General features: G+C 72.9%; 24 protein-coding genes. 4 read left to right on the forward strand and 20 right to left on the reverse strand.

Features of this window, described 5'->3' with window-relative positions; genetic code table 11:
- Positions 1 to 127 precede the first annotated feature (127 nt).
- A complete protein-coding gene (locus tag AB0A63_RS02570; protein ID WP_360384487.1) occupies positions 128 to 400 on the forward strand; it encodes a hypothetical protein in 273 nt (90 codons plus the stop codon).
- Positions 401 to 404: 4 nt separating this feature from the next.
- Here the strand turns inward: AB0A63_RS02570 and AB0A63_RS02575 are convergent, their stop codons facing one another.
- The 4 genes from AB0A63_RS02575 to AB0A63_RS02590 form a co-directional block, all read right to left on the reverse strand.
- Positions 405 to 974 carry a hypothetical protein gene (locus AB0A63_RS02575; RefSeq protein ID WP_360384489.1) on the reverse strand — a complete coding sequence of 190 codons (570 nt, stop codon included), beginning with the start codon at positions 972 to 974 and terminating at the stop codon, positions 405 to 407.
- 96 nt (positions 975 to 1,070) lie between these two features.
- Entirely contained in the window at positions 1,071 to 1,625 is a 555-nt protein-coding gene (locus tag AB0A63_RS02580; RefSeq protein ID WP_360384491.1) for a hemerythrin domain-containing protein, read from the reverse strand.
- 18 nt (positions 1,626 to 1,643) lie between these two features.
- On the reverse strand, positions 1,644 to 2,309 hold the full coding sequence (locus AB0A63_RS02585; protein WP_360384493.1) for a hypothetical protein: 666 nt from the start codon (positions 2,307 to 2,309) through the stop codon (positions 1,644 to 1,646).
- A 1-nt stretch (position 2,310) separates the two neighbouring features.
- A complete protein-coding gene (locus tag AB0A63_RS02590) occupies positions 2,311 to 2,634 on the reverse strand; it encodes a plasmid stabilization protein (protein WP_360384495.1) in 324 nt (107 codons plus the stop codon).
- Between the two features lie 70 nt (positions 2,635 to 2,704).
- Between AB0A63_RS02590 and AB0A63_RS02595 the strand changes: the two genes are divergently transcribed.
- On the forward strand, positions 2,705 to 3,892 hold the full coding sequence (locus AB0A63_RS02595; RefSeq protein ID WP_360384497.1) for a cytochrome P450: 1,188 nt from the start codon (positions 2,705 to 2,707) through the stop codon (positions 3,890 to 3,892).
- A complete protein-coding gene (locus AB0A63_RS02600; RefSeq protein ID WP_360384499.1) occupies positions 3,889 to 4,713 on the forward strand; it encodes an SDR family oxidoreductase in 825 nt (274 codons plus the stop codon). The genes AB0A63_RS02595 and AB0A63_RS02600 overlap by 4 nt, the downstream gene beginning before the upstream one ends.
- Before the next feature lie 18 nt (positions 4,714 to 4,731).
- On the opposite strand, the gene AB0A63_RS02605 is transcribed toward AB0A63_RS02600, so the two are convergent.
- From AB0A63_RS02605 to AB0A63_RS02650, 10 genes are all read right to left on the reverse strand, one after another.
- A complete protein-coding gene (locus AB0A63_RS02605; protein WP_360384501.1) occupies positions 4,732 to 5,232 on the reverse strand; it encodes a phosphatase PAP2 family protein in 501 nt (166 codons plus the stop codon).
- Entirely contained in the window at positions 5,229 to 5,897 is a 669-nt protein-coding gene (locus AB0A63_RS02610) for an SDR family oxidoreductase (protein WP_360384503.1), read from the reverse strand. Before AB0A63_RS02610 ends, AB0A63_RS02605 begins: the two co-directional genes overlap by 4 nt.
- On the reverse strand, positions 5,897 to 7,174 hold the full coding sequence (gene rfaE2, locus AB0A63_RS02615; protein ID WP_360384505.1) for a D-glycero-beta-D-manno-heptose 1-phosphate adenylyltransferase: 1,278 nt from the start codon (positions 7,172 to 7,174) through the stop codon (positions 5,897 to 5,899). Before rfaE2 ends, AB0A63_RS02610 begins: the two co-directional genes overlap by 1 nt.
- Positions 7,175 to 7,310: 136 nt before the next feature.
- Positions 7,311 to 7,886, reverse strand: coding sequence for an SIS domain-containing protein (locus tag AB0A63_RS02620; RefSeq protein WP_360384507.1), 576 nt, complete (start codon positions 7,884 to 7,886; stop codon positions 7,311 to 7,313).
- The gene (locus AB0A63_RS02625; RefSeq protein ID WP_360384509.1) at positions 7,883 to 9,097 is read right to left on the reverse strand and encodes a glycosyltransferase; all 1,215 of its coding nucleotides are present in this window, start codon (positions 9,095 to 9,097) and stop codon (positions 7,883 to 7,885) included. Before AB0A63_RS02625 ends, AB0A63_RS02620 begins: the two co-directional genes overlap by 4 nt.
- Positions 9,094 to 9,960 carry a glycosyltransferase gene (locus AB0A63_RS02630; RefSeq protein WP_360384511.1) on the reverse strand — a complete coding sequence of 289 codons (867 nt, stop codon included), beginning with the start codon at positions 9,958 to 9,960 and terminating at the stop codon, positions 9,094 to 9,096. The genes AB0A63_RS02625 and AB0A63_RS02630 overlap by 4 nt, the downstream gene beginning before the upstream one ends.
- Entirely contained in the window at positions 9,957 to 10,940 is a 984-nt protein-coding gene (locus tag AB0A63_RS02635; protein ID WP_360384513.1) for a glycosyltransferase family 9 protein, read from the reverse strand. Before AB0A63_RS02635 ends, AB0A63_RS02630 begins: the two co-directional genes overlap by 4 nt.
- On the reverse strand, positions 10,937 to 11,452 hold the full coding sequence (locus AB0A63_RS02640) for an HAD family hydrolase (protein WP_360384515.1): 516 nt from the start codon (positions 11,450 to 11,452) through the stop codon (positions 10,937 to 10,939). The genes AB0A63_RS02635 and AB0A63_RS02640 overlap by 4 nt, the downstream gene beginning before the upstream one ends.
- 62 nt (positions 11,453 to 11,514) lie before the next feature.
- Complete coding sequence (locus AB0A63_RS02645; protein ID WP_360384517.1) at positions 11,515 to 12,507, reverse strand: NAD-dependent epimerase/dehydratase family protein; 993 nt, start codon at positions 12,505 to 12,507, stop codon at positions 11,515 to 11,517.
- On the reverse strand, positions 12,504 to 12,899 hold the full coding sequence (locus AB0A63_RS02650) for a ChaB family protein (RefSeq protein ID WP_360384519.1): 396 nt from the start codon (positions 12,897 to 12,899) through the stop codon (positions 12,504 to 12,506). Before AB0A63_RS02650 ends, AB0A63_RS02645 begins: the two co-directional genes overlap by 4 nt.
- A gap of 50 nt (positions 12,900 to 12,949) precedes the next feature.
- Between AB0A63_RS02650 and AB0A63_RS02655 the strand changes: the two genes are divergently transcribed.
- Positions 12,950 to 14,296, forward strand: a complete 1,347-nt coding sequence (locus AB0A63_RS02655) for an aldehyde dehydrogenase family protein (RefSeq protein ID WP_360384521.1) — start codon at positions 12,950 to 12,952, stop codon at positions 14,294 to 14,296.
- Here the strand turns inward: AB0A63_RS02655 and AB0A63_RS02660 are convergent.
- Genes AB0A63_RS02660 through AB0A63_RS02685 form a run of 6 tightly spaced genes read right to left on the reverse strand, consistent with a single transcriptional unit; the run spans position 14,280 to position 21,222 of the window.
- A complete protein-coding gene (locus AB0A63_RS02660; protein ID WP_360384523.1) occupies positions 14,280 to 15,509 on the reverse strand; it encodes a UDP-glucose/GDP-mannose dehydrogenase family protein in 1,230 nt (409 codons plus the stop codon). The two genes, AB0A63_RS02655 and AB0A63_RS02660, sit on opposite strands and share 17 nt — an antisense overlap.
- Complete coding sequence (locus AB0A63_RS02665) at positions 15,461 to 16,336, reverse strand: glycosyltransferase family 9 protein (protein WP_360384525.1); 876 nt, start codon at positions 16,334 to 16,336, stop codon at positions 15,461 to 15,463. The genes AB0A63_RS02660 and AB0A63_RS02665 overlap by 49 nt, the downstream gene beginning before the upstream one ends.
- A complete protein-coding gene (locus AB0A63_RS02670; RefSeq protein ID WP_360384527.1) occupies positions 16,333 to 17,580 on the reverse strand; it encodes a glycosyltransferase in 1,248 nt (415 codons plus the stop codon). Before AB0A63_RS02670 ends, AB0A63_RS02665 begins: the two co-directional genes overlap by 4 nt.
- The gene (locus tag AB0A63_RS02675) at positions 17,577 to 19,172 is read right to left on the reverse strand and encodes a carbamoyltransferase C-terminal domain-containing protein (RefSeq protein WP_360384529.1); all 1,596 of its coding nucleotides are present in this window, start codon (positions 19,170 to 19,172) and stop codon (positions 17,577 to 17,579) included. Before AB0A63_RS02675 ends, AB0A63_RS02670 begins: the two co-directional genes overlap by 4 nt.
- 9 nt (positions 19,173 to 19,181) lie before the next feature.
- Complete coding sequence (locus AB0A63_RS02680; RefSeq protein WP_360384531.1) at positions 19,182 to 20,099, reverse strand: UDP-glucuronic acid decarboxylase family protein; 918 nt, start codon at positions 20,097 to 20,099, stop codon at positions 19,182 to 19,184.
- Entirely contained in the window at positions 20,089 to 21,222 is a 1,134-nt protein-coding gene (locus AB0A63_RS02685) for a zinc-dependent alcohol dehydrogenase (protein ID WP_360384533.1), read from the reverse strand. The genes AB0A63_RS02680 and AB0A63_RS02685 overlap by 11 nt, the downstream gene beginning before the upstream one ends.
- Positions 21,223 to 21,319 lie beyond the last annotated feature (97 nt).

Genomic DNA, 21,319 nt, shown 5'->3' on the forward strand with positions numbered 1-21,319 from the left:
GCACCCAGCGGATTGTCGGGTCAAGGGAGGTGCTCATTAGCCGGAACGACGGAATTCGTGCCGACCACGAATCCACGCGATGAGCTCAGGGGTGTGAAAACACGGGAGTTGTGGGTATACGGCGGTCATGATCGAGCCCTCTGCGCGCCAGCCTGCCGCGAGCCAGCCCGTTCCGCCGCAGCCGGAGCCGCCGCAGCCCGGCCCCGACCAGCCGCGTCCGGCGGGCCCGGACCCCGACCCCATCCCGCCGACGCCGGAGCCGCTGCCGCAGTCCACTGTGGCCGGTCGTGAGGCGGCGGGTCGGGTGCTCTGCCGCGGGGTTGTGGTCCCGCTGCGCCGGCCGAGTCGCCGCCGTGCGGTCGCGGGCGCCGGGGCGCACCCTTCGCGCAGGTCGGCCTAGCCGTTCACCTGCTCCGCACCGGTGAGCTCGGCAGCACGGGCACCGGTCCCGTGTACACCGGGAACACGACCGTGCCCTGCCTGCGCACGCTGAAGGTCATGCCCGGATAGCGGTCCTGCAGCTGTGCCGCGAGGTCCGCCGGTGGTTCCTCGGCCGTGCCCACCTCGACACCGGACCCGTCCGTCTTCGGGCCGGCGACGTTCACGTCCGCGCCCCGGCTCTTCCAGTGCTCGCGGTCGTCCATCACCCGCGTGACCGCGGCCTGCATCTCCGACTTGGTGTACCGGGCGTCCTGGAACAGGATGCGCGCATGCGGTGCGAGTCCCGCGATCTCGGCGTCGAGCGCCGGATCAGGCTTGCGGTGGACCACCAGCGTGTCGCCGCGGACCTCCAGACCCGCGTAGGTGGTGGCGTACCTCGATGCCAGCACCGGTTGGACGACGTCCGCGGCGGCCGACACCACCGGGTCGTTCACCGCGGTGGTGGGCTGCGCCGAGCGGAGCTCACCCGAGCTGTTCTGGCCGCACGAGGCCACGGCCACGGTCAACGCAACGAGCAGCAGCGCCTTCTTCACATTCCGGCCCCCGTCTGGTTCCGCCGATGAAGACGGAAGCGGACGGGGGCCGGGTTGTCGTCCGGTCGGGTGAACTTCCCGGCCGGACGACGGCGATCAGGAGGCGGCCTTCTGCAGCTCCTTCTTCAGCTGCTCCTTGCTCATGCTGGAGGCGTTGGGAACACCCATGTTCTTCGCCTGCAGCAGCAGCTCCTCGCGGGTGGCCTGGCCGGGCATCTCACCAAGGTGGTCGGCGCGGCTGCGCGCGAACTTCTCCCCCAGCTCGTAGCGGCGCTCGGCGCTGAGGCGCTTGCGCATGCCGGGCAGCACGGTCTTCTCCTCCTCCTCCACGTGGTGGGTGATGGAGTCGATGACCTTCTGCAGCATCTGCTCGTACTGCGGGGAGTCCATCTCGGCGTCGAGCAGCTTCGCGAGGAGCTGCTCCGCCTCGGCGTGCTCCTCCTGGCTGTGCTCGACCTCGTCGGACTCGCCGGCTTCCTGCTGGGCCACGGGGTACACCTCGGCTTCCTCGGCCCGGCTGTGCGCGACGAGCAGTCCACACAGGACGGGCGTGAGCAGCGGTCGCTTCTCCGGGTGGTTCTTCAGCTCGTCGAACAGGCGCTCGACCTCGCGGTGGTCCTGCATGATCAGGTCGACGACGTCGTACTGCACGGTGGTTCTCCTCGTTGGTCAGTTCCTGGGAAAGCGGGTGTTGATCGGTGCGACGCCGCGGCGGCCGATGCGGCCGAGCGCCACCCCGAAGGCGGTGATCACGACGGTGGCCACGCAGAGGCCGATGACGATCGACCAGGTGAGGCCGGCGTGCAGCAGTCCGGCCGCTGCGCCCGCGATGGCGCCGGCGACGAGGCCGTTCACGAGGTTCACCAGACCGGCCACGCTCAGCGCGGTGCCGATGAGCCGCGGCCGCCGGGCGTTGCGCCAGGCGGTCTGGCCGGAGTCGACCTCGACGCCGACCGTGTCGTCGTGCACCTGCCGGACGAACACGTCCCTGGTGCAGGGTTCGATGTCGCCGTACATGTGCCGGATGCGGTTGATCCCCAGGCCGGCCTGGACGTCCTCGACGCCGAGCTCGACCGTGCGGAAGAGCGTGGCGAGGCCGATCAGGAACAGGCCTGTGAAGATCACCAGCATCAGCGTCAGCAGCACCGGCAGCGGCACGACCTGGGCCACGAACCCCAGCGCGATCATCGACGCGGAGATCGTGGTGAGCAGGTGGCCCGCCCGGCTGGACGCGTCGGCGATCGTCGCGCTGCGCACCATCTGCAGCGTGTAGTGCTCGGTGGTGAGGATCGTGAGCGTGGAGCCCTTGTCCTCGACAGTGGTGGTGGGTGGCACGTCAGCGTCCGAGGGCGTGGGCGAGCTCCTTCTTCGTCATGGACGAGCGGCCCTTGATCCCGCGCTGCCTGGCCTCGTTGTAGAGCTGGTCGCGCGTGGGGCCCTGGGCGCCGCTGTGGGACCGCTGCCCGCCGCGCTGCTGCGGCGACTTGTCCTTCGTGGACGATCGGCTGGCGGTCTTGGACTCACCGGCCTGGGCGCGGTTCTTGTTCACCGTGCGCGCGGCGATCTCCTTCGCCCGCGCGGGTGACTCACCACGGCTGCGGGCCGAGTCCTCGATGTGCTCGTACTGGCGTTCACGTTTGGCGTTCGATCCGCGTGGCATGATGACCTCCCGCTGGCCGAATACCCCCGGTCGTGCCGGTTCACACGCACACGAGCGGGTAGTCCGGTGCATGGCCATCTCTTCACGACTCGACACCACGCGTGTCTTCGCGACGGTGTTGCTGCCCACGCTGGCGAAAGGCGTCATCGTCCGCAGGCCGGGCGTGATGGCGCTCGCCGACAAGGTCCAGTCCGACTCCACCGCCATCGACACGATGCGGCACCTGCGGGACCGGTACGGGCCCGAACCGGTCCGCCTGCGCGTCACCGGCCGCAGCGTCGCCGTGCTGGTCGACCCGGCCGATGTGGGACGGTTGCTGCGCGAGTCGCCGGAGCCGTTCGCGTTGGCAACCAGGGAGAAGAAAGCGGCGCTGCGGCACTTCCAGCCGCACGGCGTGCTCATCTCGGACGAACCGGAGCGCGACCGGCTGCGCGAGCTCAACGAACGCGCGCTGCGGCCGGAGAACGTGCCGGTCGAGGACGTCGTGCGCGACGAGGTGGACCTGCTGGTGCGGCACGTGATGAGCAACGGCGAGCTGACCTGGCAGGGGTTCAGCCAGGTGTGGTGGCGCATCGTGCGCAGGATCGTGCTCGGCAACGGCGCACGTGACGACGACCAGCTCACCGACGACCTGAAGGCGTTGCGGCAGAACGCGAACTGGGCGTTCCTGCACCCGCGGCAGGAGAGTCTGCGCGAACGCTTCCAGCACCGGCTCGACGAGCACCTCGCACGGCGCGAGCCCGGCAGCCTCGCCGCGTTCCCCGGCGACCTGTCCGGCCAGGTGCCGCACTGGCTCTTCGCGTTCGACGCGGCCGGGATCGTCACGATGCGGGCGCTGGCGGTGGGCGGCACCGGTGTGCGCGGTGTGCTGGAGTCGGCGCGGCTGTGGCCGACGACGCCGATCATCCTGCGGGAGAGCACGATCGCGACCCGCTGGCACGGCACGTGGCTGCCGGAGAACACCGAGTTCGTGGTGTTCACGCCGTTCTTCCACCGCGACCCGGACCGGTTGCCGTTCGCCGACCGGTACGCGCCGGAGCTGTGGGACGGGCCGCGCGACCCGGCGATCGTGCCGTTCAGCGGCGGTCCCGGCGAGTGCCCCGGCCGCGATCTGGTGCTGGTCACGGCCGGGGCGGTGCTCGACGCGCTCAGCGAACACCTGGCGTTCTCCGGTGTGCTGGGTGAGCCGCTGCCCAGGACGTTGAACCACTTCACCCTCCGCATGCCCGCGACCGCGGCGGGTACTCGCGTCCCATGACCACCGCACCCCTGCCCCAGGACCGCGCCGGCGCGCCGCTGCGCGCCGTCGTGACCGGCGCCGACTCCGGCATCGGCAAGGCCGTCGCGGTCGCACTGGCCGGCGGCGGCGTCGACGTGGGCATCACGTTCCACGACGACGCCGACGGCGCCGAACGCACCGCCGAGGAGGTCCGCACGGCGGGCGGCCGGTGTGCCGTGCGCCGCCTCGACCTCACCGACCTGCCCGGTGCCGCCTCCGTCGTCGACGAGCTGGCCGAGGAGCTGGGCGGCCTCGACGTGCTGGTGAACTGCGCGGGCACCGGCAGCAGCGAGAAGGCGCTGGAGATGTCGTACGAGAAGTGGCGGGAGGTGCTCTCGGTCGACCTCGACGGCGCGTTCCTGTGCTGCCAGCGGGCCGCGCGGCACATGATCGCCGGTGGTCGCGGCGGCCGGATCGTGAACATCACGTCCGTCCACGAGCACCTCCCCCGCGTCGGTGCCGCACCGTACTGCGCCGCCAAGGCCGGACTCGGTGCGCTGACCCAGGTCCTCGCGCTGGAGCTGTCCGAACATGACATCACCGTGAACTCCGTTGCCCCCGGCGAGATCTCGACGCCGATGACCGGCCAGGAGGACGTGGACCCGCGCACGGAGCCGCGGCCAGGCGTCCCGCTCGGACGGCCCGGTCACGCCGCCGAGGTCGCCGCGGTCGTGGCGTTCCTGACGACCCCCGCCGCCGGGTACGTGACGGGCGCGTCGTTCGTCGTGGACGGCGGGATGTCGCTGATGGGACCGCAGGCGAGCCCGCTCCTCGGCGACGAGGGGTGGAGGCGGCCCTGACCCGCGTGCGCGCCGGGATCAGCGCCTGGTCCCGGCGCGCACGGCCAAGCCGATCACCGCACCGAGCGCCAGACCGCCGATGACGTCGGTCGGCCAGTGCACGCGGGTGCGCAGCCGGCTGTAGGCGACGAGCAGGACCAGCGGCGTGACGAACGCGCCGGCCACCGGGTCCTCCACCGCGGTGACGGTGCCGAAGGCAGCGGCCGTCACCGCGTGCTTGGAGGGGAACGACGACGAGTCCGGGTGCTCCGGCAACGCCTTGCGCGCGGGCAGCACCGAGTGCGGTCTGCGCCGGTGCACCACCAGGCTCACCAGGTGGCCCAGCGGCATGGCGGCCACGGCCGCGAGCAGCGCGTGCCGGGCGGTCCGCTTCCTGCCCGTCGCGGCGATGACACCCGCCACCGGCAACCACAGCAGGCCACCGCGCGCGCTCAGGCCGGCCGCGACGATCACCGGGTGTGGTCGTCTGGCCGGCAGGAAACCGCTGTCGAACTGGGAGTCCTCGTCGAGTTCGTTCACGGCCAGGACGGCTCCTGTGCGTGGGCGATCACGAGCTCGCGGACCTCGCACCCCTCGGGTTGGTTGAGCGCGAACAGGATCGCGGCCGCCACCCGGTCCGGCGGGTTGAGCTGGTCGAGGTCCTTCGGCCGGTACTGCTCGGTGCGGTCGTCGAAGAACTTCGTCCGCATGCCGCCGGGCACGACCAGCGTGACACCGGTGCGGCCCGCGGTCTCGGCCGCCAGTGCGCGGGTGAAGCCGACGACGCCGAACTTCGACGCGCAGTACGCTGTGGCGTCGCTGACGGCCTTGAGCCCGAGGGTGGACGCGACGGTGACCACCCGGCCGCCCTCCAGGTACGGCAGTGCCGCCCGGACGACGGCCGCGGTGCCGAACAGGTTGACCCGCACGACGTTCTCCCACTCGTCGGCGGGCACCTCCGCGAGCGTGCCGCACCGGTCGATGCCCGCCGCGGTCACCACCGCGTCGAGTCCTTCGTTGCGCTCGGCGAGCGTGCGCACCGCCTGCTCGGCGGCCCGTCCGTCCGCGAGGTCGACCAGCTCGAAGTCGTGCACGCCCTCCGGCGCCGACTTGTCCAGCACCAGCGGGATTCCGCCCGCTTCGCGCACCGCGTCCGCGACGGCCGCGCCCAACCCGGACGCGCCACCGGTCACCAGCACCTTCATCAAGCCCTCCTCGACAGGATCTCGGTCGTCGAATGCCCGCGGTGGTACGGCACCACGACGGTGCGCCCGCCCCACCGCCGGACCACCGCGGTCTCCGGCAGCAGCTCGGCGGTGTAGTCGCCGCCCTTCACCCAGATGTCCGGCCGCAGCCGGCCCAGGACGTGCTCGGGGGTGTCCTCGCCGAACACGACCACGTCGTCCACGGACTCCAGCGCCTTGAGCACCTCGATCCGCTCGGCCTGCCCGTTGACCGGCCGGTGCTCGCCCTTGAGCCGGCGCACCGAATGGTCGGAGTTCAGGCACACGACGAGGCAGTCGCCCAGCGCCCGTGCCGCCGCGAGCATCCGCACGTGCCCGGGGTGCAGCACGTCGAAGCAACCGCCGGTGGCGACCACGACCCCGCCGCGCCTGCGCACCTCGTCCACGGTGGAGCCGGGCTCCGCCCGCATGCCGGAGACACCGCCCTGCTGCAGGAACTCCGCCGCGCGCGCGACCGCGTCGGCCACGGCGTCGTCCGGTGCCGCGCCCCGGGCCAGCCTCGCGGTGACGGCGACGGCGAACCGGTCGCCGGCACCGCACGGGTCCACGGCCGGGATGACGGGCGCCGGAACGGCGACGGGTGTCCCTCCACAGTGGAGCAACGCACCGGACTTGCCCATCGTGACCACGACGGCACGCGCCTGCCAGGTCTCCCTCAGTGTGCGCGCCGCTTCCTCCGGGTCGGCGGTGCCGCTGAACGCGGTGGCCTCGGACAGGTTGGGCGTGACGAGCCGCGCGCCGGGCACCGGTCGCGGTCCGCGCGGGTGCGGGTCCCACACGACCGGGACGCGCGTGAGCACCGACCGCAGCCGTTCGTCGGCCAGCAGCCCACGCCCGTAGTCCGACGCCAGCACGAAGTCCGCGGTCAGCACCGCGTCGAGCATCTCGTCGGTGACCTGCGGTGCCGGGCCGCCCCCGCCGCGGTCCACCCGTGCCAGCGACGTGCCGCCGCTGCGCAGCCGGGTCTTCACCGGCACCGGTCCCGACTGCCCCACGACGGCGGGCACCTCGAACAACCCGCGCAGCCGCTGTCCGGCCTCGTCATCGGACAGGGCGGTCACCAGCGTGACGTCAAGACCGTCCCGCGCCGCCATGGTGGCGGCCAGCGCGGCACCGCCGGCACGGGCGTGCTCGTCGGCGACGTCCAGGACGGGGGCGGGCGCGTCCGGGCACACGCGGGTGACGGTGCCGCAGATGTCGATGTCGAGCAGCGCGTCACCGACGACGACGAGCTTCATGCCGACCTCCGCTCTGCTGCGTGCGGTGGGCGGGCGGGCGCCGCACGCCAGGCTGTCGGCACTGCCACGTCGCACCGCGCACGCGCCGTACCGCGTCGCCCATCCCGCACCGCAGCCCGCGACGTCCCGGCCGCGGTCACGACACCCTCCGCCCCACGACCGGCAGCGCGGCCTCGAACGCCTCGCACAGCGCGTGCACCACGACCAGCTGCGCCTCCTGCACGTGGCACGGATCGCCCGGCAGCGCGAGCACGTCGTCGGCCAGCGCGGCCAGCGGGTTCGGCAGGGCGCCGGTCAGGGCCCACACGCTCGCCTCCGCCACCCGACCGGCCCGTGCGGCCTCCAGGAGGTTGGGGCTGGAGCCGCTGGTCGAGATGAGCAGCACCACGTCGTCGGGGCGGGCGTGGGCGAGGACTTGGCGGGCGAACACCTGGTCGTAGCCGTAGTCGTTGGCGATGGCGGTGATGCTGGAGGTCTCGGCGTTCAGCGCCAGCGCCGCGAACGGACGGCGGTCGTGGCGGTAGCGGCCGACGAGCTCCGCGGTGAGGTGCTGGGCCTCGGCGGCGGAACCGCCGTTGCCCGCGGCGAGCAGGCGGCCGCCCGTGGAGAGCAGGTGGGCCAGGCGGGCACCCCAGCGGTGCACGAGGGAGGCCTGGGACTGCAGGCCGGACAGCGTGTGGTTCAGGCCTTCGAGGTGGCTTTCGAGGGTCACCGGGCCACCGCCAGCCGGTCGGTCGGTACGAGGCGGCCGGCCGCGAGGCCGCGGTAGACCAGCTCGGTGCGGGCCGCCACCTCGTCCCACGAGTACATGGCCTCGACGCGGTCGCGGCCGGCGATGCCGTAGGCCGTGCCGCGGGACGGGTCGGCCAGCAGCGTGCGCAGCGCCCGGCCGAGGGCACGCGGGTCGCGGGGTGCGGTCAGCACACCGGTCACACCGTCGACCACGGTGTCGGTCAGGCCGCCCACCTCGGACGCCACGACGGGCACGCCGCAGGCCATGGCCTCCAGCGGCACGATGCCGAACGGTTCGTACCAGGGCACGCACGCCACGACGTCCGCGGAACGCAGCAACGCGGGCATGTCCGTGCGCGCGACCTGGCCGGCGAGCTGCACGCGGTCGGCGACGCCGAGCGACTGCGCCACGGCCAGCAGCCGTCGTGCCTCCGGGTCCGCGGTGAGGTCCGGTGGTCCGCCCACGATCACCAGCTCGGTGTCGGGCACCATCGGCAACGCGGCGATGAGGTCGGCGAACCCCTTGCGCGGCAACAACCTGCCCACCGACACGATCCGCCGGGGCGCCGACCGCGGCACCACCGGGCCGGCCACGCCGAACAGGTCGGTGTCCACGCCGCAGGGCACGACGACGGTCTTGTCCCGCCGCAGGCCCATGGCGACCAGCTCCCGCACCTCGTCGGCGCAGGTCGCGGCGATGACGGTCGCCTCCTGCCCGACCAGGCGCTCGACCGCGACGCGCTGCGGCGGGCTGGTGTCGTCCGCGCCCTGGTGGCGGCGCTTCACGGTGCCGAGCGCGTGGTAGGTGTGCACGATCGGCACGCGGGAGCGGCGGGCGGCCAGCACGGAGGCGAGACCGGACATCCAGAAGTGGCTGTGCACGACGTCGGGTGCCTTCTCCTGCCACTGCTCGTGCAGGAACCGGCCGAACTCGGCCATGTGCGGCAGCAGCTCGTCCTTCGGCACCTCCGCGGGCGGCCCGGCCGGCACGTGGACGACCTCGTACCCGTCGGGCGTCGTCACGCGGCCGGGCAGTGCCTCGCCGTCGCGGCGGGTGTGGACCACGACGTCGTGACCGCGCCGCACCAGTGCGGCCGCGAGCGACGCGACGTGCACGTTCTGACCGCCCGCGTCCGCGCCGCCCAGCACGGCAAGCGGACTTGCGTGCTCCGACACCATTGCGATCCTCATCCGACCCACACCTCCTTCAGCACCACGTCCCAGCTCCGCAGGAACGCTTCGAGCCCGTAGCGGGCCAACGCGAACTCACGCGCCCGTTTCCCTTTCTCTTGTGCGAGAGCCGGATCTGCGATCAGCTCCCGCACCGCCGACACCAGCTCCTCCACGTCCGTCGAGATCGCACCGGCCTCGGGTGGCACCGCGCGCATGGCCTCCGTGCACGCCAGCGCGACCACGGGCATCCCGATGTGCATGGCCTCCAGCAACGACAGCCCGAGCGACGTCCAGCGCGGTGTGTGCACGTAGACGCGGCGGCGCGCGAGCTCGCGGTGCAACGACTCCAGGTCGTGGTCCCCCATGCCGCCGATCTGCTCGGTGCCCATGCCGAACACGTCGACCGGGTCGAACCGCGGCAGCAGGTCGGTGCCCACGATCCGGCCGCGCCGCACCGGTTCGTTGATCACTGCCGCCGCCCTGGGCAGCTCACCGGTGTAGAGCGGGCCGGGGTCGACGACCCCGTGCTCGACGACGATCGTGCGGGTCCTGCCGCAGTCCCACATCAGGTCGTTGAAGTGCGTGACGTGGACCAGGGTCCCGTCCCAGTCCGCCATCGGGTGCCGCTGGCCGGGCGCGGCGGGCGTGTTGTGCTCCAGGTACACGACCGGGATGCCGCGCGGTACCAGCGACAGCTCCTCGACCCGTTGCACCACGGCCACGTCGGGGTCCACATCGGACAGTTTGATCTCGCGCGCCGCGGGCCACGGCCGCCCGGCGAGCCCGATGCCGTCCGGCGGACCGGGCACCAGGTACTCGTGTCCACCTTGGACGAACGAGTGCGTCCACGAACCGTGGACGTGCCACAACAGGATCCTCACGCTGTCACCTCCGCGACCGCCGCGACGACCGCGGCCGGGTCCACCAGGTCGAGACACGGATGTCCGGGCACCGGGCACTCGCGCGCCCTGCTGCCCCGGCACGGCGCGTTCTGGTCACCGAGCAGCACGTGCCTGCCGTACGGCGCCCACCGGACGGCGGGCACCACCGGCGCGAACAGCGACACGACCGGGGTGCCGACCGCGACCGCGAGGTGGGCGGGCCCGGTGTTGCCGACGACGACCGCGGCAGCACCCTTCAGCACCCCGGCCAGCTCGCGGAAGCCGGTGCGCCCGCCCAGGTCGAGCCCGCACGCGCCGGCAACGTGCCCGGTCAGCTCGGCCTCGGCCGGTCCGCCGGTCACGACCACCCGGTGCCCGGCGGAGGTCAGCGCGACCACCGCCTTCGCCCAGCGGTCCGGCGACCAGGTGCGGGCGGGCGCCGTCGCACCGGGGTGCACCACCACGTACGGACCGCTCAGGTCCGCCTCCGGCGGGTCGGTGACGGCGAGCCGGCCGTCGTCGCCCTCCGGCAGCTCGAACCCCGCGGCGCGCGCGACCTGCAGGGCCCGCTCCGCCTCGGGGATGTCCGGGTCGTCGCGCAGCCGCACGTCCAGCAGCGACCCCGGGTAGTCGGTCGAGCGAGCCACGATCTTGGGCACGCCCGCCAGCCGCAGCAGCAACGCCGTGGGCAGCGGGCTCTGGTGGAACGACGTCAGCACCAATGCCACGTCGGCGCGAATCCCGTGCACCAGCGCGATGACGGCCTCGATGTCGACCGGGCGCACGTCGGAGGCCGGGTTGACGATCCACGGGCACTCCCACTCGACGATCCGGCTGACGCCCGGCAGCAGCTCGGCGGCGCGGACACCGTTGGGGCCGCACAACAGCACGACCTCGCCCGCCGTCGCGGCCGCGCGCACCGCCGGACCGGCCAGCAGCACGTCACCGTCGCTGTCGAGGCGGGCGACCAACGTCCTCATCGGACCATCTCCAGCACGCCGAACAGGTCGGGTGCGGTGTGCGGTGCACCGGCGACCTCGTCCGGCCTGGTCACCTCGGTCGGCACGAGCAACGGCACCGCGCCCGCGGCCTGCGCGGCCTCGACGTCGGAGCCGATGTCCCCCACGAAGAGCGTGCGGTGCGGACTCACCCCGAGGGCTTCGCACGCGGCCAGGACCATCCCGGGAGCCGGTTTGCGGCACGCGCAGCCGTCCTCGGGCGCGTGCGGGCAGATCTGCCAGGTGCCGAACCGGCCGAGCAGCTCGTCGACCCGTGCGTTCACGGCCGTGACCTGCGTCTTCGTGAGCAGGCCACGGCCGATCCCCGACTGGTTGGTCACCACGCCGGTGAGCAGGCCGTGGGCACGCAGGCCGTGCAACACCTCGCGGGCGCCCGGCATGGGTGTCACGGCACTCGGGTCGCCGTTGTACGGGACGTCCCGGATGAGCGTGCCGTCGCGGTCGAAGAGGACCGCGTCGAAAGTCCCGTCCATAGAGGAGATTTAGCCGAGAAAAGCGGCTTGAAACGCTACTCGGCGAAGCGGTTCTCCCCGTCTCACAGCACCGGGCTGGCGTCGACCTCCTGACCGGCGCCGATGCCCCGAACAAGAGCACGAAGAGCTTCCTGTGACCCGAAAGTGGGCTCCCAGCCCAGTTCCGACCGCGCCCGCGACGCGCTGAGCAGCGGCGATGCCAGTGCGAGGTCCACCCAGCCCGGCGGAGTCGGTTGAAGCCGCAACAACCAGGACGCGTGCGCCAAGAACCGCATCAGCCGCGCCGGCACGGGAACGTGGCGGCCACCGAGGACGTCGGCGAGAACACGGGGAGTGACGACGGGTTCGGCGACGAGGTTCACCGCGCCGTGCGGGCGGTGCCGCAGGATGCGCACCAGACCGTCGGCCACGTCGTCGGCGTGGACGAACTGCAGCACCAGGTGGCGCGGCAGCGGCAGCACCGGGATGCGGTGCCGGAACAGCCACTTCGGCACGAGGCTGCCGAGGAAGTAGTCGCGGATCTCGGACCCGGCGTCGGACTGCAGGATCAGGCCCGGTCGCGGGCGGGAGATGAGCAGCTGCGACTCGAACTGGCCCAGCAGGTGCTCCACCGCGGCCTTGTGCCTGCTGTAGAACGACGACCGCACGCCCTTGACCGGCCACGACTCGTCCACCCTGCGGTCCTTCGTTGCCGGCGAGTACGCGCCGACCGACGACATGTGCACCAGGTGCCCCACGCCCGCGTCGACCGCGGCGGTGAACACGCGTGCCGAACCGGCGATGTTCGTGCGGTACAGCGCGCGTTCGTCGTGCGACGGCTGGATCAGCCACGCCAGGTGCACGACGGCGTCGGCGTTCTCGAACGCGGTGGCCAGCACCTCCTCCGCGCCCGGCCGGCCGATGTCGACGGGCGTCCAGGTGATCCCCTGGTAGGGCGCGGCGTTCGCGGGACGGCGGCGGGAGATGCCGTGCACCTCGATGTCGGGCTCGTCGGCGAGCCTGCGCAGCAGGGCGGTGCCGACGTTGCCGGTCGCGCCGGTGACGACGACCTTCACGAGCGCGCCCGAGCCGTCGCGCGGGTGTTGGCCCTGTCGATCGCGTCGACCAGCTCGTCCTTGGTCATCTGCGACCTGCCCTCGACGCCCAGCCGCTTGGCCAGGTCGTAGAGGTGCTGCTTGGTCGCGTTCGCGTCCACGCCGCCGGCGGTCTCGCCCTGCTGCGGGGTGCTGCGCTCGGCCTGCGGGTCCGACGGCCCCTTCTCGTCCTTGGCCTCCCAGTGGTCGCCCACCTTCTCGAAGCTGTGCTTGAGCGCGGAGAACGCGGTGCGGTGCGCCCGCTCCCCCTCGCCGTAGGACTCGACGGCCGAGTCGTGCGCCTTGATCCACGTGCGCTGGGCCTTCTTCGACGACCGGGCCACCGTGCTGGGCAGTTCCTCGCGTCCGGGCATGGTTCTCCTCCCAGGTGTTTCTCCCTGCTCAGAAGGGCTACCCGGCGGACATGACCACCATGCACGCCATCGACGTCCGCAGCCCCCTGGACGACCAGCCGGTCGGCTTGCTCCCCGTAGCCGGCGAGGACGACGTGACCGCCGCGCTGGCCACCGCGCGGACCGCTCAGGCGGAGTGGGCGGCGACACCGGCGGCGGAACGCGGAGCGGCGGTCGCCGCGGCGGCGGCCGAGCTCAGGGCGCGGGCCGGCGACCTGGCCGCGGTGATCGAGACCGAGACCGGGCGGCCGCTCGCCTCCGCGCGGGAGGGCGTGCTCGCGGGCGCCTCGACGCTGGTGCAGTACTCCGAGCTCGGTCCGGTCCACCGTGGACGGTCGTTGCACGGCACCGCGGTCGACTTCATGATCCCGCAGCCGCGCGGGGTGGTCGTGGCGCTGACGCCGTGGAACGACCCGGTGGCGGTGGCGTGCGGGCTGCTGGGGGCGGCACTGGTCACCGGGAACACCGTGGTGCACAAGCCGAGCGAGCGCTGCCCGCACACCGGTCTGCTGCTCGACGCGGTCCTGCGCCCGTTCTTCCCCTCCGGCGTGCTGCAGACGCTCACCGGCGCGGGCCCGGTCGGTGCGGCGCTGGTGAGCGGTGACGTGGACGTCGTCGCGCACGTCGGCAGCACCGCGACCGGACGCGCCATCGCCGCGTCCACCCGCGCGAAGGTGTTGCTGGAGAACGGGGGCAACGACCCGTTGCTCATCGACGACGACGTCGACCCGAGGTGGGCGGCGGCGCAGGCGGCGCTGGGCGCGTTCACGAACGCGGGCCAGCTCTGCGTGTCGGTCGAGCGGATCTACGTGCACAAGACGATCGCCGCACCGTTCCTGGAGGAGCTGTGCGCGCTGGCCCGCCGGTGGAACGAGCAGCCGCAGCCGCTGGTCGACGTGCGGCACCGGGAGTTCGTGCACGGCCAGGTCGCCGCGGCCGTCACCGCCGGGGCGCGGGCCCTCGTCGGCGGGGAGGTCCCGCCCGGTCGCGGCGCCTTCTACCCCGCGACCGTGCTGGCCGACTGCACCTCGGCGATGCAGGTCATGTGCGAGGAGACGTTCGGCCCGGTCGCCCCGGTGCAGGCGGTGCCGACGTTCGACGACGGGCTGGCCGAGGCGTGCTCCGGCGACTACGGGCTCGCGGCGACCGTGCTGACCGGGTCGATGGAGCACGCCACCCGCGCGTGGCGTGCGTTGCCGGTGGGCACGGTGAAGGTGAACAACGTCTTCGGCGGTGCCCCCGGCGGTGCGGCCCAGCCGCGCGGGGCGTCGGGCACCGGGTTCGGGTACGGGCCGGAGCTGCTGGACGAGATGACCACCGTGAAGGTGGTGCACCTCGGGGTCAGCGGCCGGTCGTGACCAGCAGGAAGCCCGCCTCGGCCACCTTGTCGCGCGGCACCACGTTGCGGGTGTCGAGGATGCGCGGGGTGGCCGTGTGGCGGGCGAGCTCCGGCCAGTCCAGCTCGGCGAACTCCGGCCACTCCGTGAGCACCACCAGCATGTCCACGTCCCGCGCCGCGTCGGCGGGGGTGGCGTGCACGGCGATGCCGTCGAGGTCGCCGGTGACGCACGGGTCGTAGCCGGTCAGCCGGGCACCCTCCCGGGTGAGCAGCTCCGCGACGGCGAGTGCCGGCGAGTCGCGCAGGTCGTTGGTGCCTGCCTTGAACGTGAGCCCGAGCAGGCCGATCCTCTTGTCCCGCAGCGGACCGGTCTCCGCGCGGATGCGGTCGACGACGCGGTGCGGCTGGTGCCGGTTGGTCGTGACGGCCCCCTCCAGCGTGGGGAAGTCGACGCCGGCCTGCCGTGCGGTGGCCAGCAGCGCGAGGGTGTCCTTGGGCAGGCACGAACCACCCCAGCCCGGTCCGGGTTCCAGGCAGGACGCGCCGATCCGGTCGTCGAGCCGCATGCCCTCGGTGACGCCGTCGATGTCGGCGTCGACCTGCTCGCACAGCTCTGCCAGGGTGTTGACGTAGGAGAGCTTCAGCGCCAGGAAGCAGTTGCTGGCGTACTTCACCAGCTCCGCGCTCGTGTTGTCGGTGATGACGGTGGGCGCGCCGGTCGGTTCGTACAGCGCGGCCACCTCCAGCGCGTGCCGCTCGTCGCGGGCGCCGACGACGACCCGTTGCGGCCGCAGGAAGTCCTCGACCGCGTGGCCCTCGCGCAGGAACTCGGGGTTCGACACCACCCCCGGGTACCGCGCGGCCGTTCCCACCGGCACGGTGGACTTCAGCACCAGCCGGCACCCCCGCGGTGCCTCGGCGATGACCGCCTCCACCGCCGTGAGGTCGGCCGCGCCGTCGGGTCCGGTGGGGGTCGGCACGCAGACGAACGTGAAGTCCACGTCGGACAGCGCCTCCCGGTTGCCGGCCACGAACCGCAACCGCTCGGCGTTGCGCACGACGAGCTCGCGCAACCCCGGCTCGTGCAGCCCGACCTCACCCGCGGCGAGGGCGGCGACCTTGGCCTCGTCGACGTCCGCGCACACCACGTCGTGGCCGAGGTGCGCGAAGCACGCGGCCGTGGTCAGGCCGACGTAACCCGCGCCGACAACACCGATCCGCTGGGGTCGCACAGCACACCTCCTGCAGCTTCGAGGACCTCGTCCACGGTGATCCGCAGCAGGCCGGGGTCGGGTTCGGCGGCGAACGTGTCGCCGGTGGAGCCGTGCCAGAGCACGAGGTGCGGCCCGTGCCGCGGCCCCCAGAGCTGAGGCGGCACCGGCCCGAACAACAGCACCGACGGGGTGCCGTAGGCGGTGGCGACGTGCGCGACGCCGGTGTCGCCGCAGATGACCAGCCGCGCGGTGGCGACGAGGTCCAGCAGCTCGGCCAGGCTGCCCGAGAACGGCGTCGGCGAGACCCTGCGGGCGAGCTCGCGTTCACCGGGCCCGGCGGTGACGACGACATCGCTGCCCAGCGCGCGCACCACCGTCGCGTACCGGTCAGCCGGCCAGCGCCGCGCCCCGGTGCTGGCGCCGGGGTGGACCACCATCCGGTTCGTGCGCGGCCCGACCGGCGGCAGGTGCAGGTCGGCCGGGTCGCACGGGATGCCGTTGCGCTCCAGCAGGTCGCACCACCGGACCACCTCGTGGTGGTCCTCGCGCCAGTACTCGTGCGTGATCAGCCGCTGCGGCCGGGTCGCCCGCAGCAGCTCCACGCTCTGCGGCCCGCGACCGTGCAGGTTCACGGCGAGGTCGGGCCGGTCGAACGCGATCGGCGCCAGCTCCTCGGTGGGCAGCAGGCGGTCGACCGCGTCGATCCGGTCCACGACGTCCCGCAGCCACTCCGGAGCCGCCAGGGTGATCTCCGCGTCCGGGAAAGCGGCTCTCAGGCCGCGCAGGGCCGGTACGGCGGTCAGGAGGTCGCCGAGGCCGAGGGCGCGCAGGACGAGGACCCTCATCGGCCGGCCCGCCGCGGTCGCAGCTCGTCGGCCGGCAGCCGGTCGGGCTGAACGTCCCGGCGGTCGCCCAGGTCGGTGGCCTGGCGGTCGCCCAGGTTGGTGGCCTGACGGTCGCCTGGGTGGGTGGCCTGACGGTCGCCTGGGTGGGTGGCCTGACGGTCGTCCAGGTCGGTGGCCTGACGGTCGTCCAAGTCGGCTGTCCGACGGTCGCTCAGCCCGGCAGCCAGCCGATCGCCCACCTCGCCAGAGCGCTGCCCATTCGGCGGCACAGCCTGCGGCTCGCCCACTCCACCGCTCCGCGGCCGGCCACCCTGCGGAACCGGCACCTCGCCGCCCTCCTGCGGCACCCGAGCGACCCGCCGGTGCCGCCACTCCCCGCGCACCCGGTGCCAGCACGCCACCGGCGGGATCGCCGCACTGGTCACCACCATCTCGGCGACCTCCCGCACGTCACGCGGCCCCGGCGCGATCCGCGCCCAGGCGAACCACCCGGTCAGCCCCGCCCACACCGCCGCCAGCACCGCACCGGCCCGCCGCCGGCCCGTCAGCCCGCACAGCACCGCGCCCACCCCGGCAGCGGTGGTCAGGGCGTGCACCCTCAACCGCCCCCGCCGGCCACCGATGCGCGACCGCCAGCCGGGGCCGAGCAGGCGGCGCATCAGGGCGTCGTCGGCGTTGCCGCGTTGCTGCTGCACGCTGGTGAAGAACGTCGCGGGCTTGACCGGGTGTGTCGTGACCCGTTCCCCGCGCACGATCCGGTACCCGCGGTCCTGCACGCGCAGCGCGAGCTCGGCGTCCTCGCGGTAGGCGCGCGGGAACCGTTCGTCGAACCCGCCGCACTCCGCCAGCGCGGAACGGCGGTAGGCCATGTCGGCGGTGATCCACAGGGCGTCGGCGAGGCCGGCGGTGCCGCGTTCGGCGTCGGTCGGCCTGCGGTCGTGTGGCAGCGGCACCACGATCCGCGCCTGGGTGGCGGCCACGTCGTCCGCGAGGCCTTCCAGGTCCGCGGCCAGCTGGGTCTTCCAGTCCCGCGGCAGCACCACGTCGTCGTCGACGAAGGCCACCCAGTCGCCGGACGCGGTGCGCCAGCCGGTGTTGCGGGCGGCGGCCGGGCCCAGGCGGGTCTCGCTGTCGTCGACGACGACGACCTCCAGCGGCTCCGGGCCGGGGCCGTTCTCGAGCACGTCGAGCAGCGCGTCCAGGGACGCGCGGCCGACGGTGGGGATCACGACGGAGTACTTCATCGGCGCACCACGAAGGGGCCGATGGCGAGCAGGTCCACCGGGGACGAGCCGAAGCACTCCAGCGCGTCGCGCGGGGTGTCGACCATCGGGCGGCCCGCGGTGTTGAGGCTCGTGTTGACCACGACCGGCACGCCGGTGAGCTCCTCGAAGCCGCGCAGCATCCGTTCGAGCAGCGGGTCACCGGCCACGGTCTGGGCCCGCGCGGTGCCGTCGACGTGCACCACGGCCGGGATGCGGTCCCTCCACTCCGGACGGACGTCGTGCACGAACAGCATGTAGGGGCTGGGGATCGGGCCGCGGGTGAAGATCGTGGCGGCCCGTTCGAGCAGCACCATCGGCGCCACCGGGCGGAACTGCTCCCGGCCCTTCACGTCGTTCAACCGGTTCAGGTTCTCCGGGAAGCACGGGTTCGCGAGCAGCGACCTGCGGCCGAGTGCGCGCGGGCCGTACTCGCTGCGGCCCTGGAACCAGGCCACGATCTTGTTGTCCGCCAACGCCCGCGCGACCTCGGCGGCCACGTCGGCGGGGCGTTCGTAGGGCACGGCCGCGGTCTTGAGCACCGACTCGATCTCGGCGTCGGAGAAACCCCGGCCCAGCGCCGCGGTCGGCATCGGCTCGACCACGTCGGTGCTCGCGTGCAGCGCGGCGCCGAGAGCGGTCCCGGCGTCACCGGCGGCGGGCTGGACCCACACCTCGTCGAACGGCCCCTCGGCGAAGATCCGGCTGTTCGCCACGCAGTTCAGCGCCACGCCACCGGCCATCGCGAGCCGCCGTTCGCCGGTGTGCTCGTGCAGCCACCCGGCCAGCTCCAGCAGCACCTCCTCGACGCGGACCTGCACGGACGCGGCCAGCTCCGCGTGCTCGGAGGTCAGCTCCTCGTCGTCGGCCCGCTGCTTGGCCAGGGTGTTCCAGTCGAACGGCGTGATCTCGAAGCCGCCGTCGCGGACCACCACGTGCTCGCGCATCAGGTCCAGGTGCACCGGCTTCGCGTGCGAGGCCAGCGCCATGACCTTGTACTCGTCGCTGGACCGCAGGAACCCCAGGTGCTCGGTCAGGTCCTCGTAGAACAACCCGAGCGAGTGCGGCAACCGCTGCGCCGCCAGCGTGGTCAGCTCCTGGTCGACGTACCGGCCGGCCAGGTGCGACCCGCACTCGCCGCGCCCGTCGGCGACCAGCACGGCGCAGTTGCCCGCGAACGGTGCGGCCAGGCCGGTGGAGGCGGCGTGGGCGACGTGGTGCGGTACGAACTGGACGATGTCGGGGTCCAGCCCCGGCAGGACGGTGGAGAGGAACTGCGGCGCGCGCCGCACGTACTGCGTGCGCAGGTCCTCCCACGGCGCGTACTGCGCGTCGACCAGGTCCGGGTCGTAGGAGTAGGCGACGGCGTCGAGGTCCGCCGCCGTCAGCCCCGCCTGCTCCAGGCACCAGCGCGCGGCCAGCTCCGGCTGCTCCCACGCGGAGAACGGCACCGGGCGCTTGCCGTGCTTGCGGCGGGAGAAGCGTTCTTCCTCCGCTGCCGCAACGGTCTTGCCGTCGATCACGAGAGCGGCGGCCGGGTCGTGGAACACCGCGTTGATCCCGAGGACTCGCATGGTCAGCGGCTACCCGGCGAAGTGCCGGGCAAACGAGCGCAGCCCCTCTTCCAGCGGAACGCGTGGCTGCCAGCCGAGCACCTGCCGTGCCAGCGCGATGTCGGGGCGGCGGCGGCGCGGGTCGTCGGTCATCGGCTCGACGTGGCGGATCTCCGACGAGCTGCCGGTGACCTCGATCGTCTTGTGCGCCACGTCCAACACGGTCACCTCGGCCGGGTTGCCGAGGTTGATCGGGCCTGCCTGGTCGGTGCGGGCCATCGCGAGCAGCCCGCGCACGAGGTCAGAGACATAGCACAGCGACCGGGTCTGCCGGCCGTCGCCGTGCACGGTCAGCGGTTCTCCGGCCAGCGCCTGCCGCAGGAACGTGGGGATCATCCGACCGTCGTGCGCGCGCATCCGCGGGCCGTAGGTGTTGAAGATCCGCACGATGCCCGCGTCCACGCCGTGCTCCTGCCGGAACGCCATCGTCATCGCCTCGCCGAAGCGCTTGGCCTCGTCGTAGACGCTGCGCGGCCCGATCGGGTTGACGTGGCCCCAGTAGGACTCGCGCTGCGGGTGTTCCAGCGGGTCGCCGTACACCTCGCTCGTGGAGGCCACGACGACCCTGGCCCCCTTGCGGCGGGCCAGCTCCAGCGCGTGGTAGGTGCCGAAACCACCGGCGCGCAACGTGTCCACGGGCATCCGCAGGTAGTCCGCGGGCGAGGCCGGGCACGCCAGGTGCAGCACCAGGTCGACCGGGCCGAGCAGGTCGAGCGGACGGGACACGTCCGCGGTGACCACGCCGACGCCTTCCGGCACGTTGGCCCGCGAGCCGGTGCGGAAGTCGTCGATGCACACGACCTGCGCACCGTCCCGCAGCAGCGCTTCGCACACGTGCGAGCCGAGGAACCCCGCACCCCCGGTGACGACGACCCTTTCAGGCGACATCGAGGACCGTCTTCAACCAGCCGTCCTCGCGCAGGTCGAACGACTTGTACGCGTCGATCGCGGCGGCGGGCTCCTCGTGCTTCGTGATGAACGCCGTCGGGTCCACGACACCGGAGACGACGAGGTCGAGCAGCCGCGGGAGGTAGCGGCGGTGGTTGCAGTTGCCCATGCGCAGGGTGAGGTTCTTGTTCATCGCCTCGCCGATCGGGAACTGCTCGAAGCCCGGCGGGTAGACGCCGATGATCCCGATGGAACCGGCCTTCGCGACCATCTCCACCGCCCACTTGAGCGCGAGGTCCGGCGCGTCACCGGGCTTCCACTGCTCCCCCCTCTCGCCACCGGGCTTCTCGGCGTCGACACCGACCGCCTCGATCACCCGGTCGACGCCGATGCCGCCGGTCAGCTCCTTCACCACCTCGGCGGGGTCTTCAACGTTGAAGTTCACCGTCTCGGCGTTCTGCTCGCGGGCCTTGTCCAGCCGGGACTCGATGCCGTCGACGACGATCACCCGTCCCGCGCCCTGCCGCTTGGCCGACGCGACCGCGAACTGACCGACCACGCCCGCGCCCAGCACGAGCACGGTGTCACCGGAGCCGACCTCGGCCAGCCGGGCGCCGAACCACGCCGTGGGGAAGATGTCGGAGAGCAGGATCGCCTGGTCGTCGCTCACCGCGTCGGGTATGCGCACCAGCGTCGTCATGGCGTACGGGATGCGGGCGTACTCGGCCTGCAGCCCGTCCACCGGTCCGGTCGGCTGGGGGCCACCGAAGAAGCAGGTGCCGGCTTCCGGGCCGTTCGGGTTGGCGGTGTCGCACTGGGCGAAGTACCCGGCCCGGCAGTAGGAGCAGGTGCCGCAGCCGACCGTCGAGGTCACCACCACCCGGTCACCGGGCGTGAACCCGCGCACCGCGGACCCGACCTCCTCGACGACGCCGACGGCCTCGTGGCCGAGGACCGTGCCCTCCACCATGCCCGGCATCGTGCCGCGGACCATGTGCAGGTCGGTGCCGCAGATCGCGCTGCGGGTGATCCGGATGACCGCGTCGGTCGGTTCCTGGATGCGCGGGGCATCCACGTCGTCCAAGCGGATGTCGCCCACGCCGTGCCACACAACAGCCTTCATCGGCCCTCCTCGTTTCCAGGCTGGTTCCCGTGCCGGAGCGGCACAAACACGCCCGGACGGGTGTTTGCGGCGGGCGCACCCCGGGTAAGGCTCGTCC

It is taken from the genome of Lentzea sp. NPDC042327 (assembly GCF_040647275.1).
Classification (GTDB): domain Bacteria; phylum Actinomycetota; class Actinomycetes; order Mycobacteriales; family Pseudonocardiaceae; genus Lentzea.

Excerpts from the sequence above, each read along its gene's own strand:
- AB0A63_RS02655 (WP_360384521.1), top strand. The coding sequence starts at position 12,950 with ATGACCACCATGCACGCCATCGACGTCCGCAGCCCCCTGGACGACCAG.
- AB0A63_RS02590 (WP_360384495.1), bottom strand. The coding sequence starts at position 2,634 with ATGCCACGCGGATCGAACGCCAAACGTGAACGCCAGTACGAGCACATC.
- AB0A63_RS02675 (WP_360384529.1), bottom strand. The coding sequence starts at position 19,172 with ATGCGAGTCCTCGGGATCAACGCGGTGTTCCACGACCCGGCCGCCGCT.
- AB0A63_RS02650 (WP_360384519.1), bottom strand. The coding sequence starts at position 12,899 with ATGCCCGGACGCGAGGAACTGCCCAGCACGGTGGCCCGGTCGTCGAAG.
- AB0A63_RS02665 (WP_360384525.1), bottom strand. The coding sequence starts at position 16,336 with ATGAGGGTCCTCGTCCTGCGCGCCCTCGGCCTCGGCGACCTCCTGACC.
- AB0A63_RS02570 (WP_360384487.1), top strand. The coding sequence starts at position 128 with ATGATCGAGCCCTCTGCGCGCCAGCCTGCCGCGAGCCAGCCCGTTCCG.
- AB0A63_RS02600 (WP_360384499.1), top strand. The coding sequence starts at position 3,889 with ATGACCACCGCACCCCTGCCCCAGGACCGCGCCGGCGCGCCGCTGCGC.
- rfaE2 (WP_360384505.1), bottom strand. The coding sequence starts at position 7,174 with ATGAAGCTCGTCGTCGTCGGTGACGCGCTGCTCGACATCGACATCTGC.
- AB0A63_RS02640 (WP_360384515.1), bottom strand. The coding sequence starts at position 11,452 with ATGGACGGGACTTTCGACGCGGTCCTCTTCGACCGCGACGGCACGCTC.
- AB0A63_RS02625 (WP_360384509.1), bottom strand. The coding sequence starts at position 9,097 with ATGAGGATCGCAATGGTGTCGGAGCACGCAAGTCCGCTTGCCGTGCTG.
- AB0A63_RS02635 (WP_360384513.1), bottom strand. The coding sequence starts at position 10,940 with ATGAGGACGTTGGTCGCCCGCCTCGACAGCGACGGTGACGTGCTGCTG.
- AB0A63_RS02685 (WP_360384533.1), bottom strand. The coding sequence starts at position 21,222 with ATGAAGGCTGTTGTGTGGCACGGCGTGGGCGACATCCGCTTGGACGAC.
- AB0A63_RS02680 (WP_360384531.1), bottom strand. The coding sequence starts at position 20,099 with ATGTCGCCTGAAAGGGTCGTCGTCACCGGGGGTGCGGGGTTCCTCGGC.
- AB0A63_RS02670 (WP_360384527.1), bottom strand. The coding sequence starts at position 17,580 with ATGAAGTACTCCGTCGTGATCCCCACCGTCGGCCGCGCGTCCCTGGAC.
- AB0A63_RS02610 (WP_360384503.1), bottom strand. The coding sequence starts at position 5,897 with ATGAAGGTGCTGGTGACCGGTGGCGCGTCCGGGTTGGGCGCGGCCGTC.
- AB0A63_RS02595 (WP_360384497.1), top strand. The coding sequence starts at position 2,705 with ATGGCCATCTCTTCACGACTCGACACCACGCGTGTCTTCGCGACGGTG.